Raw genomic sequence first — 13,838 nt, forward strand, 5'->3', positions numbered from 1 at the left:
CCAAGACCAAACGGATCGCACGCCAGATGCACGGACGAGCAGGCTTCACCCTGCTCCGCCACCGCATCCTCCTCGGATAACAGCACGCTCCGTCACCACCGGATGCGAGACAGGGCCGAACCTTTTACAGTCCGGAACCGGGCGCGTTCTGCAGTTGGTCGGGTGGAATGGACCTTCTTCCACGGCAGTTGACGCGATAGTCGCTGTTCGATCTACCACGTCATGGGAGCCGTCGTGATTCACGTCGAGGTCACTCAGCCCGTCAACGATCAGTCTCAGGCTGGTCAGTACGTGCTTGACCGTGACGAGGTGTGGGCTGGTCTTCGCAGCAAAGCGGAGAACGCTGTCCCGTTCGTTGTCGGAATGTCAGAGTGCACCGTACTGGAGCACAGGCAGGACGGCTTGGTGCGCGAGGTAGTGGTACGCGGTGAACGGATCCGCGAGGATGTCTCCTTCCAGGAAGGTCAGCGTGTCAGTTTCCACCGCCGGGACGACCGCGCTACGTGGGTGATTCACAACGAGATTGGTGAGGATGAGTCCGGCGGCCTGACCCTGACCTTCGCCAACGAGGTCCTGTTCCATGGCCAGGCAGCCGGGGCAGACCACGACAGCGAGGCCGCCGAGCGCATGCGTGTCAGCACCCTGCACGTCGTGCAGAACACTCTGGAAGTCATCCGAGGGATGTCCGCAGCGCGTGCCGCCGAGCACGCCGGATAAACCGCACCGGCGGCCCGCTCGTTCAGACGCGGAGCCAGAGTCGGATTGCGGCGACGGTTACGGTGCCGCCGTGGAAGACGTAGGCGCGCTTGTCGTATCTCGTCGCGACGGCCCCGGAGTTCTTCAGCGCGTTGATCGCTCGCTCAACTTCGTTCCTGCGCTCATGGATCGTCTTGTCCCGTCACGGCCCCCCCGTGCGCTGCCGGTACAGGATTCCCTTGATGATCCTGCGGTGGCTCGCCCAACGGCCGCCCTGCTCAACCGACTTCGGCAAATGCGGCTCTAGCCCGATTCAAGATCAGCAGGCTGCCGAAAATGACGACCATGAGAGCCGGGTAGACGGCGTGGCCTGCAGAGCCTTGGGCTATTCGCCAGACCATCAGGCCGGCGCACAAGCACAGCATCGGCCAGCACAATGCTCAGAGGTCGAAGCGGAGGCGAACCCCGAGGCGAAAGCTCGAGGCGTCACAGCGAAAGTAGGTAGATGCCGAACCCCACGCACGCCACGCCGACTACCGCCCACAGCGCGGCAAGCGCGGGCTTCCGCTGATAGGTCGAGTCGGACCGCGAGCCCTCCAAGAGCGCGAAACAAGCGAAGAAACAAAGCAGCGCAATGAGCCCAAGTCCCACCGAAAAGAAGAAGTACCAGACTCTCATATTCCCCCCGTTCACCTGAAAGACCCGGTGAAGGCTACCGGAGGCAGGGCAACCCGAACAAGGGCGGAATCACCCCATAGCGCCGCTAACTCCGGCCTGTTCCGGGGCCATTAGGCGCACGTCGAAAGTGCTCGACCCCCGAGAAGGAGTCAATGAACCTTTCCAGGAGTCACAGCCAGGAGTGATACGCGGCTTGCTGTTGGCTGTGGCCGCAGCCTGCACACTCATGTGCCAGTGCCACGGCTGCGGCGTCGTGCCGGTCACCCGATCGAGGCCGAGTTGAAAAGGCTCAGTGTGTCCTTCTTCGAGCGGGGTCCAGGTACGCCGGGACACGGCGTCGGCTTCCGTGCTCTCCACCGTCAGCAGGTGTTCCATTCGATTCCCGCATTCGACGCAGCCCGGCCATTCCGGATCCTGGCACCAGCCGGGGTATCCACCCAGTTTCGTCCCGGGTGCGGTGGAGAGGTGGCTCTGGTAGTCCCAGCCCGTCTCCTGGTTCAGGTCCAGGAATCGGAACTCCAACTCGTCCCACATGTCGTCACGAAGATCCCAATAGGGGTACTCCGTCACCAGCTCTGGATGCACCACGCAAGGACGCGGGACGTAGTTCTCCCACGCATCAGCCGGGGTTGGAGGAGTCTCCAGCACCTTCCCGACCGAGCTCGCCTTTCGCCATTGGACGCGCGGAACGATCCAGCGATGGCCGCTGTGCTTCTGTGGGCACCACAGAACTTGGAGTAGATCGCACCCTTCGGGAAACGGGACGATGTCAGGAACGCTGGTGCGGTAGATCTGCACGAAAGGCACCATCGGCGAGCCCTCGTGCTCGGGGCACAACGGCCAGTCCTCCTGGGCCGGCCACAGCAGCGGGCCTCCGACCGAGCTGTCTCGGCACGTCGGCTCACCCATACGTGGGTGGAGCCGCACGGTCTCTTTCCGGAGGGGCGCCACCTCGGGAAATAGCTGCTCAACGTCCACTGGTCGCGGCGGTGTATGGCGGGTCACGTCGACAGGCTACGAGAGGAACGGCCGCGCACGAACGCCGGTCTCACGCATGCTGCGGAGGAGGCTACTCACCCCTCACGAATAGCCGTCGTTACCAACAGTCCATGGCCCGCGCGACCCCGGATCCTGTGCATGACAGGCGCCACCCAGACTGGGGGTCCCGCGTCCGGCTGACAGCACCGCCCGGCCCTCACGGGCGACGGCAGTACCGGACGCGGTGAGCGCGCCCCCTCGGGCAGTGCCGCCAGGTCAGGCCAGGTTGATGTTCTCGGCCTGCGGGCCCTTCTGGCCCTGGGTGACGTCGAACGTCACCAGTTGGCCCTCCTGGAGCTCACGGAAGCCCGAGGAGTTGATCGCGGAGTAGTGGGCGAACACGTCCGGGCCGCCCCCGTCCTGGGCAATGAAGCCGAAACCCTTCTCCGCGTTGAACCACTTCACAGTTCCCGTAGCCATGTCGCATGCCTTCCAGCCGATGTACGCCTCCCGCAACGTGCGGAAGGCGGAGGTGATCGCCCTGGTTCCTGCGGCACAGCACAGCAGAACGCCCACGCCGAGGACGTGGGCGAAGGGGAACTTCCGAACCATGACAGCTGACGCAAACGCTACACGCCCGCACACCCTGTCACCAGAGGGAAATGACCATGCTCTGCCTCAGGCTGCGGGCAGTTCGGGGCCTTCGGCGGCTCGGCGGCTCGGCGGTGTGCGGTGTTGATGCGCTGGGCTTCTTCGAGTTGGTCTTCGAGAATGACGATGCGGCAGGCGGCTTCGATGGGGGTGCCGTGGTCGACGTCGGACGAGCAAGGGGTCCGGGTACCGCAGGACATCGATAGTGAGGTGGTCTCCGGTCACGCGTCTGCGGAACCGGTGGGCCAGCCGCCTGTGGCGCAGGGCCGCTGAGCAGGGCAGCGGTAGGGCCTTGTCGGTGCGCGCGCGGCAGCTGTGGTCGAAGGACCGGGAAGCCGCCGAGGGGATGGCGTGCGAGGCTGCCAGCCGGGGCGACTTCAGAGGTCTCTACACTCTCGCCTTCATCCCCGAGCACACGGGCGATTTCGCCGAGGCTGAACGGGTCTCCCTGCTGGCCTCCGCCGAGGGCGGCACGTTCGGTCTGCGCCGGCTGAGTGAAAGCCGACTGCGTGCCGGCGACACGGTGGGAGCGGAGCGCAACCTCCGGCAGGCGGCGGACGCCGGCGACACGGAGGCCATGATCCTGCTGGCTCGGTCCCGTGCCAAGGCTGGAGCCCAGGACGAGGCCGAACACCTGGTCAATCGGGCCGTCGAGGCGAACGACACCGAGGGACTGGCTCAGCTGGCCGCCCTGCGGATGATCGAGGGAGACCGCAACCGAGCCGAGTGGCGCCGAACGACGAGCCCGGTGGATCGCCGAGCACGAGCGACCACATCGGCTATCTCCGGCTCGCCGAAGCACGGGAGAAAGCCGGTAACTCGGCCGGTGCTGTGTCCGTCCTGCAAACGGCCGTCGAAGCCGGTTCCGGACAGGCGCTCGTGCAACTTGCCGAGTTGTACGAGAAGGCCGGGGACGACGAGTCAGCCCTTCCCCTGCTGCGGCGGGCGGCGGAGGCGGGCCACGGTGATGCTCTGCTGCGTCTGGCTCTTCTCTGTGTACGGACGGATCATGACGAGGCCGAAGAACTCGCAGGCCAGGTAGCCGATGCCGGTATCCCCGAGGTGCTGTCATCGCTCGCCGACCGTCGTGAGGAAGCCGGCGATCGCGATGCGGGGGAGCGCATCCGTTGGCGGCTGGTCGCGCAGGGGTACGCCGAGGCCCTGATCGCGCTGGCGAACCGGCAGGCGAGGGAGGGCAACCGGGAAGAGGCCGGTCCGGCTCTTGGTGCGCGCTGCCGACTTCGGGGACGAGATGACCGCCTTCTCGTTGGGGCAGGTCTGGGAGCGCGGTCTGGAGCCGGACGGTTCGCCATCGGGGCCATGGACCTGGGCCGAGGAAGGGCACAGTGAACCCTGAGAGACGGGTCCACTCGACAGAGGGGGAAGTAGGGTCCCCTTGGTCGCAGTCCATCGCTAGAACCGTGCGATCTCAGAGGCCTGCGGAGACGCCCAATCGCGTAGTACGGCTGGGGCGGGGCGACCGGCTGCTCTACCATCGGCGTGCAGCGACCATCTTCTGCGATGCCGGGTCGATGAACCCGACCGCCGGTCCCTGATTCCTGTAGTCGTACCGGTAGATCTACCGGGCCCTGACCAGCACACCGGCTGAACGCATCACTCAAACCGACCGGAAGTGAGGCTCGTCACGCCATCGGACCTCAGAATTCGTGCACTACGACCCAGTAGTCGGATTCTTCGACCGAGGTGGCACACAGGTGGCGGCCGTCAACCGAAACGGCAAGGAACTCGGGTGAACCCGTCGCCGCGCAGATACGGGACGGGAGGTTCTTGCCGACCGGGTCTTTCACCCGCACCCAGCCGACCTGGCTCCCGCCAGGTACGGGCGGGAGGATCAGGAACTCTCCGTCCTCGCCGTAGAGCGAAACTTGTGCAGCATGGCGATGCCACGCCTCGTCCAGTTCGTCGGCGGCGTGGGGGGAGGAGGCGGGGATCGCGGTGACCGGCTCCACCTCGAATCCGCTGACCGCATAGATGGCGGCGTTCACAGGTGGGCCGTCAGATGCCGCCTTCCCCGTCACCTCAAGCCTGCAGCGCCCAAGGGCGTCCAGCCACTCCGGTTCCTGCCGGTCGTTCATGATCTCTGACCTTTCGTCGGCCCTCACGGCATTCAGCCGCCTTTGTAGAACAGGTGATGATCGCCACCCGGTTTGTTTATCTTGGCATATCTCTCCATGGACTCCGGATAGCCAAGACTCCCGTCGGGCCGCTGCACCCTGGCGTTGTCCCAGCCGAAGTTGACTAGGTTCCGGGTGTCATCAATCTTCGGTTTGCCGGCATGGAAGTGAGGGCCTGCCGGATCGTGGGTGTGCTCGACGACGACACGCGAGCCGCTGTCTGTTTCGAATTGCCGGAAATTACCCCAATGTGCCGGGTCGGGTGAGTAAACATAATCCGGCACGTGCTTCAGTTGCTTGTCCCCGGTGACTACCCACTCGGCGATCGGCTCTTCGCCGTAACGCACACCGGCGAGCTCGTAAGCGGCCTTTTCCGCATCCGCACGGTTCTCGAACGGGTTGCCTTTTTCGCCACGCGGATACGGGCTGAGCCCGAGGGGGTCGGACCAGGTGTGGGGGTTGTGGACATAGGTGGCGGGATTGGGCGCGGGAGTGAGCCCGAGGGGGTCGGGGGTGAGGTATCGCGCGGTTTCAGGTTCGTAGTGGCGGAAGACGTTGTAGTGCAGGCCGGTTTCCGGGTCGTAGTACTGACCGGGGAAGCGGAGCGGGGTGTAGGCCGTGCTGGAACTGCTCCAGGCGGTGGCGCCCCAGAGGGTGGCGCGGGTGCGCCAGGCGATGTCGCCCGCCTGGCCGATCAACTCGGTAGGGGTCCCGACGAGATCGGTGGCGATGGCGAAGAAACGCCGGTCCACCTCGTCCTGACGGGTGTCCGCCGTGAGAATGCGCTCGGTCTGTGAGAGGGGAACGCCGGACCGATGGTCCCAGGTGAGGGCGACTGTGTTCGGGAGGTCGGGGCGGTGAACGGTCTGTTCGCAGAGGGTCATGCCGTCCCAGGCGAACCGGATCTCCTCCGCCACGTTCTCGCCGTCTGCCAGACGCTGTTTGGCGACGCGGCGGCCTAGGGGGTCGTAGCGGTAGCGCCAACGGGTGCCGTCCGGGGTGATCACCGAGGTGAGCCGGCTCTCGGCGTCCCATTCGTAGCGCCAGGTGTCGGGTTTGCGGGACAGACGGGTCTTCTGCCGCAGGGTGATGCGGCCGATGGCGTCGTGCTCGAAGCGGACGGCTCCGGCGCGAATGATCGCCGAGCCGGCGTAAGTCCGCGGTCCGGTGGCTTCGCTGCCAGGGTGGGAAGCGGGCCAGGACGCCTCGGTGAGGTTGCCGCTCGCGTCGTAGGCGTACCGCTCGGTCCAACCCTCAGCGCGGACGGCGGTGACTTGCCCGACCGCGTCCAGGTCGAAGACGCGGGTGCCCGACAGGAGGTCGCTGCTAGAGCTTAGGTGGCCGTCCGGGCGGTAGGAGTAGGTACGGCTGTTGAGAGTACGGCCGCCGGCGGTCAGGTGACTGGCGGACAGCCGCCCGGCCTCGTCCCAGGCCGAGGTGACGGTGAGGGGGTCGGCGAAGTCCGCGAAGACACGAGCCGTTTCACGGCCCGCGGCATCATGGGTGAAGACGACCGAGGACCCTCCAGCGGTCAGGCGTTCGGGGCGGCCATTGGCGTTGTACGTGTAGGTGGTCACGTGGCCGGTGGGAGTGATGCGGCGGGTGCGGCGGCCCACGGCGTTGTGCGCGTAACTCATGGCGCGGCCGTCCACCAGCTCGGACTTGACCCGTCCCAGGCGGTCGTACAAGTAGAGGAGTTCGCTGTCCGGGCTGGACGCTTGCAGCAGACGTCCGGCCCGGTCGTAGCCGTAGGTGGTCATCTCGCCGGCGGCGTCCTTCCGGATCACCTGGCCGAGTTGGTCTCGCTCGAAGGAGATGACCTGTCCGAGCGAGTTGGTTCGGGAGATGAGTTGTCCGGCGGCGTCGTAGCGGTAGATGAGGGTGCAGCCGTCGAAGTCGGTCTCCGAGACCATGCGACCGGCTGCGTCGTACTCGTAGGTCCATCGTGCGCCCTGCGGGTTGGTGACCTGGGTGAGCCGCAGGGCGGCGTCGTACCCGAATTCGTACCGGCCTCCGTTCGGCTGGGTGCGGGCCGCCACCAGGTCGAAGTGCGTGTACTCGAAGCGGAGCACCCCGCCGATCGGGTCGGTGTGGGTGAGGCGATTGCCCTCGCCGTCGTAGGTCCACGACTCGGTGGTGCTGTTCGGGGCCTCCCGGCGGACCAGATTGCCGTCGGGGTCCCATTCGAGGCAGGTGACGCCGCCTGTTGGGTCGGTGACGCGTCTTGCCTGTCCGAGGGCGTCGCGCTGAATCTGAGTGGTTCCGCCGGCAGGGTCGATGACCTGCACGGGCTGGCCCATGGCGTCGCAGCGGACTGTGGTGACGGCTCCCAGCGCGTCGGTGATCGACCCGCCCCGGCACGGAGAGCCACAGCAAACTCCAACTCCTCTCCGTCATCGGACACCAGCAGCTCACCCCCTGACGTCCTGGGCCGGGAGACGGGCCGGGCTCGGCGCGGGAGGGGCCGGACAACGGCACGCTGGTACGGGGGCAGCCCGCATGGCTTTTGCCCTGCGCTCTACGGCCAGACATGTCGGCCCCCTGCGTTGTCCGGGCTCCGTGGTCGGACCGCCGGTTTGACCGGATGCCGCCTCCGTTTTACTCTCGACTAAGTACGGAGGCAGCATCCGTTTCGATGCGGCCGCAGGATCACGGCAGACAGGAGGGCGCATGAGCGCCGGTGAGCAGCGGGGGCGTAAGCCCCGCGCGGACGTCCAGCGCAACCGCGCTGCCCTGCTGGAGACAGCGCAGCGTCACTTCCTGCAGCACGGGGTCGGCACCTCCCTCGAGGCGGTGGCCAAGGAGGCGGGCGTCGGGCCCGGCACCCTGTACCGGCACTTCCCCACCCGGGAGGCACTGCTGGCGGCCGTGTTGCAGACGCGCTCCGAGGAGCTGGTGGCCCGCCAGGCGGACATCGAGCGGCTCGACGACCCCGCCGAGGCGCTGGAGCAGTGGCTGCGGGCGATGGAGGACTACTTCAGCGCCTACAGCGGGCTGCCTGACCCGCTCATGGCCGCGGCCAGGGCGCAGGAGCCGGACAGCCCGCTCACGATTCCCTGCGACATCCTCATCTCCGCCACCGATCAGTACGTGCGAGCCGCACAGCTCGCGGGGCGCGTGCGCGCGTCGGTGCGGGGCAACGACCTGTTCCTCGCGGCCTGCTCCATTGCCTGGATCAAGGGCACCGGCACCGAGGAAGAATCCCTCGACCGGCTCCGCACGCTCCTCGCGAGCGGCTACCGCCAGCAGGACACCCAGGCGTAGACCGCACCCCTGCCCCGCCTCCGCAACGCCAGGCGGCACCTCCACCCGGCCATCACATCGCGCTGCCCACGGGGGCAGCACAACCCCCAAGGGACAAATCATGAAAATTACTGTCATAGGCGCCGGTGCCATCGGCGGGAACCTCGCCGCCAAACTCAGCACGGCCGGTCACGACGTCCAGGTGGCCGACGCCCGCGGCCCTGAGGCCGTCCGGGCGGAGGTGCTGGAGTCCGGGGCCCGCGCGGCGGACCTCGCCGACGCCGTCCAGGGCCGGGACGTCATCGTCCTGTCGATCCCGTTCGGGGTGGCGGGCCAGCTGGCGGACCTGTTCGCGTCGGTGCCCGACGAGACGGTGGTCATCGACACCTCGAACTACTACCCCGGCATGCTCAGCGAGCCGATCGAGGCGGTGGACAACGGCCAGGTGGAGAGCGTGTACACCGCCGAGCTACTCGGCCGCCCCGTGGTGAAGGCGTGGAACGCCGCGCTGGCAGAGACCCAGCGGACCAAGGGCGTTCCGGCCGGAACGCCCGGCCGCCTCGCCATCCCCGTCGCCGGCGACTCCGACAAGGCGCGGAAGGTGGCCATGAGCCTGGTGGACGACACCGGCTTCGACCCCTACGACGCCGGCACGCTGGCCGACTCCTGGCGCCAGCAGCCGAACAGCCCCGCCTACTGCACCGAACTGACCCTCGACGAGCTGCCGGCGGCCCTGGCCGCGGCCGACCGCGTCAAGGACGCGGCCATCCGCGACAGCCTCCCGGAACGCATCGCCGCCCTCGGTGCCAACCCCACCGTCGACGACGTCGTCGAGATGAACCGCGCCGCCCACCGCTGAGTCACCCGACGCGGCTCTCGTCCACGCAACGACACGAGAGCGGCAACGCCGGCACGCCGCGAACACACACGACGAACACGAGAACGGTGCTCACTACGGCAAGGCCGCCCTTACTCACCCGCTCCACCGCGTCCGCGGCCGGTCCGCAGCCCCAAGAACCCCGGTCACCGATACCGGGGTTCCGTTCCGGACAAGGAGTTTCACGACGTCGACGCCGTGATCCTCTCCATTCCCTTCGCCCGCATTCCGCAGGTCGCACCATTGATCGCCAAAGTGCCGGCTGACACGGTTGTCATCGACACGTCGAACTACTACCCGCACCGGGACAACGGAATCGCCGCGATCGAGGCCGGCCAGGCCGAGAGCGTGTGGGCTGCCAAGCTGCTGGGCCGGCCCATCGTCAAGGCGTGGAACTCGATCGGAGCCGAGTCGTTCGCGCGCAGGGACAAGCCGGCGGGAAGCGCGGACCGCATCGCGCTTCCCGTCGCGGCCGACAATGCGCGAGAGCGTGACCTGGCCATGGCACTCGTCGAGGACACCGGGTTCGACGCCTTTGATGCGGGGCCGCTCGCGCAATCGTGGCGGCAGCAGCCCGGCGCCCCCGCCTACTGCACGGATCTCACCCGTCAGGAGCTGCCAGTCGCACTGGCGGCGGCCGACGCGGCGCGATCACCGAAGCGGCGCGACCTCGGGCTCGCCGTGGTCCGGGAACGCTTCGCGGCCGGCGGGCAACCAGACGCGGAATACCTTGTCCGCCTGAACCGCGCACTTTACCTGTGAGGAGGGACGGGGCCGACGTGGTGACCCGTCATGGTCGAACAGTTTATCGCTCTGTGTAGGAGTCTCACCCTGTCATCCCCCCACCAGACGCCCATTGGCGTGGGCATCGTCGGTCTTTCCGCCAGGCGCGGCTGGGCTTCTCAGGCCCACCTTCCCGCGCTGCAACAGCTGGACGGCTTCGAACTGCGCGCACTTTCGGCGAGCAGCGCCGAGTCCGCACGGCAGGCTTCGGAGAAGTACGGAGTCGCGCAGTTTTTCGGGACGGCCGGAGAGCTGGCGGCGGCCGACGGGGTCGACCTGGTGGTGGTCACCGTGAAGGTGCCGGACCATCGGGAGATCATCCAATCCGCCCTGGCCGCAGGGAAAATGGTGCTCTCCGAGTGGCCGCTGGGCAACGGCACGGCGGAGGCCGAGGAGCTGGCGACCGCCGCTGCCGAACGCACACGCGGGCTCGTGCAGGTGAGCTGCTCGTGCCCTCCTCTTCCGCCTGAAGAGGAGGGATGGACGGCTGGTCATGACGCTCTGGGCGCCCGCGCCCGGGACAGAGAGTCGATAACTCGGCTCCGACCTGGGCTTTTCCGTGACTCGCCCAGGGCGGCATCTTTTCGATGACGTCGCATGTGGAGCGTGTGGTGATTCTCGAACCGGCTTCCAAGGCGTTCTGACCTGCGGTTTTCTTGGAATGCTCAGGTGCGTCGAGGTGTGCCCGGGCCGGGCTCCCGAAGCTCCGTCAGCTCGACGCGCGCCCTTCGTCGAGTGCGTCGGCCGTGCGGTCGCCGAGCCGAGGGGCGGGGAGGGTTGTCCGCGCCTTCTCGTGGCGGAACGCGCGGGCGATGGCGCGCGCCTCGATGCCCGCCTGGCGAAGGACACCCGTGAGGGGATTGGTGAATCCGGCGAAGTACAGGCGCGGGGCTTCAGGATGGGTCCGTGCCCCTGCGGCGAGGGGATGCCCGGCCTCGTCGAGTACGCCCAGGGACCCGACCAGGTCGTGCAGGTCGGGACGGTAGCCGGTGGCGGCGATGACCGTGTCGGGTCGCAGCCGTGTGCCGTCGGCCAGTACCACCTCGGGGCCCTCGAACGCCTGGACGGCCGTGACCGGCTCGACCCGACCGGACCGGACGGCGTCCACGAAGCCGTGGTCGAGCACGGGGTTGACCCCTTCACGGGCATTGCGGGTGTACAGGCCGATGCAGGGCCGGGGCAGTCCCCGTGAGGTCAGGTCGGGCACCGCGAGACGCTGCGTGAGCAGGGAGGTGCGATCGCGCCACGCCAGTGGGAGGGCCTCCGTCAGCCGGCCGACCGCATGCCAGCGGGCGCTGGAGCGGGGCAGGATGTTGGGAGGGGTACGCACCGCGATCCGTACCCGCCCGGCTCCGGCCCCGGCCAGGACACTCGCGATCTCGGTACCGCTGTTACCGGCGCCCACCACCAGGACGTCCCGTCCGCGGTAGGGGGCCGGAGAGCGGTAGTGGACCGAGTGCAGCAGGGTGCCGGTGAACGTCGAACGCCCGGGCCACTGGGGAAGGTTCGGGATGTGACAGCGGCCGGTGGCCATCACGACGGCACCCGTGGGCACCGGACCGTCGGGGGTGCGGACCAGCCACCGGGCGCCCGAAGCGGGCTCGGACCGCTCGATGCGCTGCACCGGGGTGCTCACCCGGATGTCGAGTCGGTGATGGGCGGCGTATCGCTCCAGGTATCGCACGTAGTCGTCCCGGCTCACCCACGGGCCCGCCTGCCGCGGCACCGACAGGCCGGGGAGTCTCGAGGTGCCAGGGGTGGTGTGCAGCCTCAGATGGTCGTACCGCTGCGCCCAGCTCGCGCCGACTCGGTCCGACCGTTCCAGGATCACGGCCGGTACTCCGGAGCGGCGCAGTAGCGCGGCGACCGCCAGGCCGTGGGGACCGGCTCCGATCACGATCGTGGGAGCGCTGAATTCTGGCTGTGGTGTCGGGGGCATCGGCCTCTACAACGGCAGACCGCTGCTCACGTCACGCTCGACGGGAAGGCACGAGCCTCTGGAGTGGCGATGCCGACTGTTCGCCGGAGCAGTGGGTGGCCGCCGTTACACCGGCGGTACGGCCTCGTTGAACACCGGGCAGCAGCGCGCCGCCTCGCGCACGGGTGCCGCCCAGGGCCCGGATCCTCCGGCCGAGCGCAGCTGAGCGGCCATCGGCCGGACAAGCCAGGGGACATGAGCCAGCGCTGCCCGGCCTCCGCGGCGGGCTCCGGGCCGGCTCGCTACACCTGTCCGATCTTTCAAGGGGGTCACGTGCAGGCAGTGACGACGCGCCACCGGCCACGGCTGCGGACCAGCGGAGTCTGCAAGGCATACGGCGGCAGGCAGGTTCTGCGCGACGTCGACCTGGATGTGCCCGCCGGGGCCCTGGTGGGAGTCGTCGGTGAGAACGGGGCGGGCAAGAGCACTCTGCTGCGGATCGCCGTGGGACACCTCGCACCCGATCGCGCAACGGTGACACGGACCGGGGCGGTGGGGTACTGCCCACAGAGGGCGGTACTGAACGACGCGTTCACCGTCGGACAGCATCTGCGGTTGTTCCAGATGGCCTACGGGCTGCCGACGCTGGAGCGCGTCGGGGAGCTGATGGAGCTGCTGGCGCCGACCGGCCGCCGTCGTCAGCAGGTCGGCGAGCTCAGTGGCGGAACGCGGCAGAAGCCGAACCCGCTGATCGCTCTCATGCACGATCCGCAGTTGCTCGTCCTGGACGAGCCCTACCAGGGCTTCGACTGGGACACCCATCAGCGGTTCTGGACCCTGGCCGCCGAGCTGCGTGATCAGGGTCGGTCGATCATCGTGGTTTCGCACCTGCTGCACGACCTGTACGACCTGCACGACCTGCACCACTTCGACGCGATCGCTCATCTGCGCCAGGGCCGTCTGCACGTCAAGGAGACCGACCGTTGAGGCTCACCTGGACGGCGTTCACCGAACTGCTGCGCTGCACTCTGCTCGGCCACCTGCGCAACCGGCTGGCCCTGGTCCTGGCGGTCGCGTTCATCCCCATCTGGATCGCCGTTGCACGCCTGTGCACCTCCGACCAGGTGGTGCGCATCCGGCTGGACGCCCTCAGTACCTCCGTCTCCGCCCCGGCCAGCCAGGTGGGCCAGGTGGCCAGCGCGCTGGGCGCCGTCACCATGGTCGCCGGCTTCATCACCTTCAGCGAGACCTTCCAGTCCCGGCAGATGGACCGCCGTCTGCTGCTGGCCGGCTACCCCCGGCTGCCGATGCTGCTGGCGAAGCTTGCCGCCGTCGCCCTCACCGCCGCCGCGCTGGCCCTCTACACCACGATCCTGCTGTGGATCTCCCTACCCGTACGCCACGCGGGTCCTCTGGTGGTGGCCCTTGCAGGTGCCGGCCTCGCCTACGGCGGCATCGGTCTTCTGCTCGGCTCTCTGGTGCGGGGTGAGTTGGAGGGATTCTTCCTCATCGTCATGCTCAGCCTGGTCGACACCGGCCTGCAGAACCCCGTCTTCAACACGCTCATGGATGTGACAGGAGTGTCCGCCCTTCCTCTGTACGGCGTGAACCAACTGGCGCTGAGCTCAGCCCTCACCCCACACATCCCCTGGTCCCACGGCCTGCTCTCCCTCACCTGGTCCGCGGCGACCGGCGCCCTGGCGCTGCTCGTCCTCCACACCCACCGCCCTTCCCGCTCCCCGGGGTCCCGCAGGACGGGGGTACGGGCAGGGTGATCGCTGGGGTGCTGAGACGACCGCATGTCAGGGCGGGCTGCTCGTCGGGGAGGACGCGGCTGTGGCACGGGCTCGCAGAGGGCGGCGCGGGCGCCGGGCGTCGT

At 68.0% G+C, this 13,838-nt stretch carries 12 protein-coding genes and 3 pseudogenes; 8 read left to right on the forward strand and 7 right to left on the reverse strand.

What is annotated here, in order from left to right:
* The first annotated feature begins 234 nt into the window (after nt 1-234).
* A complete protein-coding gene (locus tag ACFVYK_RS31210; protein ID WP_389779802.1) occupies nt 235-717 on the forward strand; it encodes an SRPBCC family protein in 483 nt (160 codons plus the stop codon).
* 22 nt (nt 718-739) lie between these two features.
* Here ACFVYK_RS31210 and ACFVYK_RS31215 read toward each other — a convergent pair.
* The 4 genes and pseudogenes from ACFVYK_RS31215 to ACFVYK_RS31230 all read right to left on the reverse strand — a co-directional run.
* A pseudogene (locus ACFVYK_RS31215) lies at nt 740-895 on the reverse strand (IS5/IS1182 family transposase); the annotation flags it as partial.
* Between the two features lie 548 nt (nt 896-1,443).
* Entirely contained in the window at nt 1,444-2,172 is a 729-nt protein-coding gene (locus tag ACFVYK_RS31220) for a hypothetical protein (protein WP_389779804.1), read from the reverse strand.
* A 456-nt stretch (nt 2,173-2,628) separates the two neighbouring features.
* Nucleotides 2,629-2,832 (reverse strand): cold-shock protein, encoded by a 204-nt coding sequence (locus ACFVYK_RS31225; RefSeq protein ID WP_054230424.1) that lies wholly within the window; start codon nt 2,830-2,832, stop codon nt 2,629-2,631.
* Between the two features lie 149 nt (nt 2,833-2,981).
* Nucleotides 2,982-3,167 (reverse strand): annotated as a pseudogene (locus tag ACFVYK_RS31230) (hypothetical protein); the annotation flags it as partial.
* 562 nt (nt 3,168-3,729) lie between these two features.
* Here ACFVYK_RS31230 and ACFVYK_RS31235 point away from each other — a divergent pair.
* On the forward strand, nt 3,730-4,353 hold the full coding sequence (locus tag ACFVYK_RS31235) for a tetratricopeptide repeat protein (protein WP_389779805.1): 624 nt from the start codon (nt 3,730-3,732) through the stop codon (nt 4,351-4,353).
* Between the two features lie 308 nt (nt 4,354-4,661).
* Here the strand turns inward: ACFVYK_RS31235 and ACFVYK_RS31240 are convergent, their stop codons facing one another.
* Both ACFVYK_RS31240 and ACFVYK_RS31245 read right to left on the reverse strand, forming a co-directional pair.
* The gene (locus ACFVYK_RS31240) at nt 4,662-5,099 is read right to left on the reverse strand and encodes a hypothetical protein (RefSeq protein WP_389779807.1); all 438 of its coding nucleotides are present in this window, start codon (nt 5,097-5,099) and stop codon (nt 4,662-4,664) included.
* A 32-nt stretch (nt 5,100-5,131) separates the two neighbouring features.
* A pseudogene (locus ACFVYK_RS31245) lies at nt 5,132-7,486 on the reverse strand (RHS repeat-associated core domain-containing protein); the annotation flags it as partial.
* Nucleotides 7,487-7,808: 322 nt separating this feature from the next.
* Here ACFVYK_RS31245 and ACFVYK_RS31250 point away from each other — a divergent pair.
* From ACFVYK_RS31250 to ACFVYK_RS31265, 4 genes are all read left to right on the forward strand, one after another.
* On the forward strand, nt 7,809-8,402 hold the full coding sequence (locus ACFVYK_RS31250) for a TetR/AcrR family transcriptional regulator (RefSeq protein ID WP_389779809.1): 594 nt from the start codon (nt 7,809-7,811) through the stop codon (nt 8,400-8,402).
* 100 nt (nt 8,403-8,502) lie between these two features.
* The gene (locus ACFVYK_RS31255; protein WP_389779811.1) at nt 8,503-9,240 is read left to right on the forward strand and encodes an NADPH-dependent F420 reductase; all 738 of its coding nucleotides are present in this window, start codon (nt 8,503-8,505) and stop codon (nt 9,238-9,240) included.
* A gap of 216 nt (nt 9,241-9,456) precedes the next feature.
* Nucleotides 9,457-10,020, forward strand: a complete 564-nt coding sequence (locus ACFVYK_RS31260) for an NADPH-dependent F420 reductase (protein ID WP_389779813.1) — start codon at nt 9,457-9,459, stop codon at nt 10,018-10,020.
* 30 nt (nt 10,021-10,050) lie between these two features.
* Nucleotides 10,051-10,632, forward strand: coding sequence for a Gfo/Idh/MocA family oxidoreductase (locus tag ACFVYK_RS31265; RefSeq protein WP_389779815.1), 582 nt, complete (start codon nt 10,051-10,053; stop codon nt 10,630-10,632).
* Nucleotides 10,633-10,750: 118 nt separating this feature from the next.
* Here the strand turns inward: ACFVYK_RS31265 and ACFVYK_RS31270 are convergent, their stop codons facing one another.
* Complete coding sequence (locus tag ACFVYK_RS31270; RefSeq protein ID WP_389779816.1) at nt 10,751-11,980, reverse strand: flavin-containing monooxygenase; 1,230 nt, start codon at nt 11,978-11,980, stop codon at nt 10,751-10,753.
* Between the two features lie 312 nt (nt 11,981-12,292).
* Here ACFVYK_RS31270 and ACFVYK_RS31275 point away from each other — a divergent pair, with 312 nt between their 5' ends.
* Together ACFVYK_RS31275 and ACFVYK_RS31280 are read left to right on the forward strand one after the other, a co-directional pair.
* On the forward strand, nt 12,293-12,946 hold the full coding sequence (locus ACFVYK_RS31275) for an ATP-binding cassette domain-containing protein (RefSeq protein ID WP_389779817.1): 654 nt from the start codon (nt 12,293-12,295) through the stop codon (nt 12,944-12,946).
* On the forward strand, nt 12,943-13,734 hold the full coding sequence (locus ACFVYK_RS31280; protein ID WP_389779819.1) for a hypothetical protein: 792 nt from the start codon (nt 12,943-12,945) through the stop codon (nt 13,732-13,734). Before ACFVYK_RS31275 ends, ACFVYK_RS31280 begins: the two co-directional genes overlap by 4 nt.
* The last annotated feature ends 104 nt before the right edge of the window (nt 13,735-13,838 follow it).

This window comes from Streptomyces sp. NPDC058291 (assembly GCF_042880855.1).
Lineage (GTDB): Bacteria > Actinomycetota > Actinomycetes > Streptomycetales > Streptomycetaceae > Streptomyces.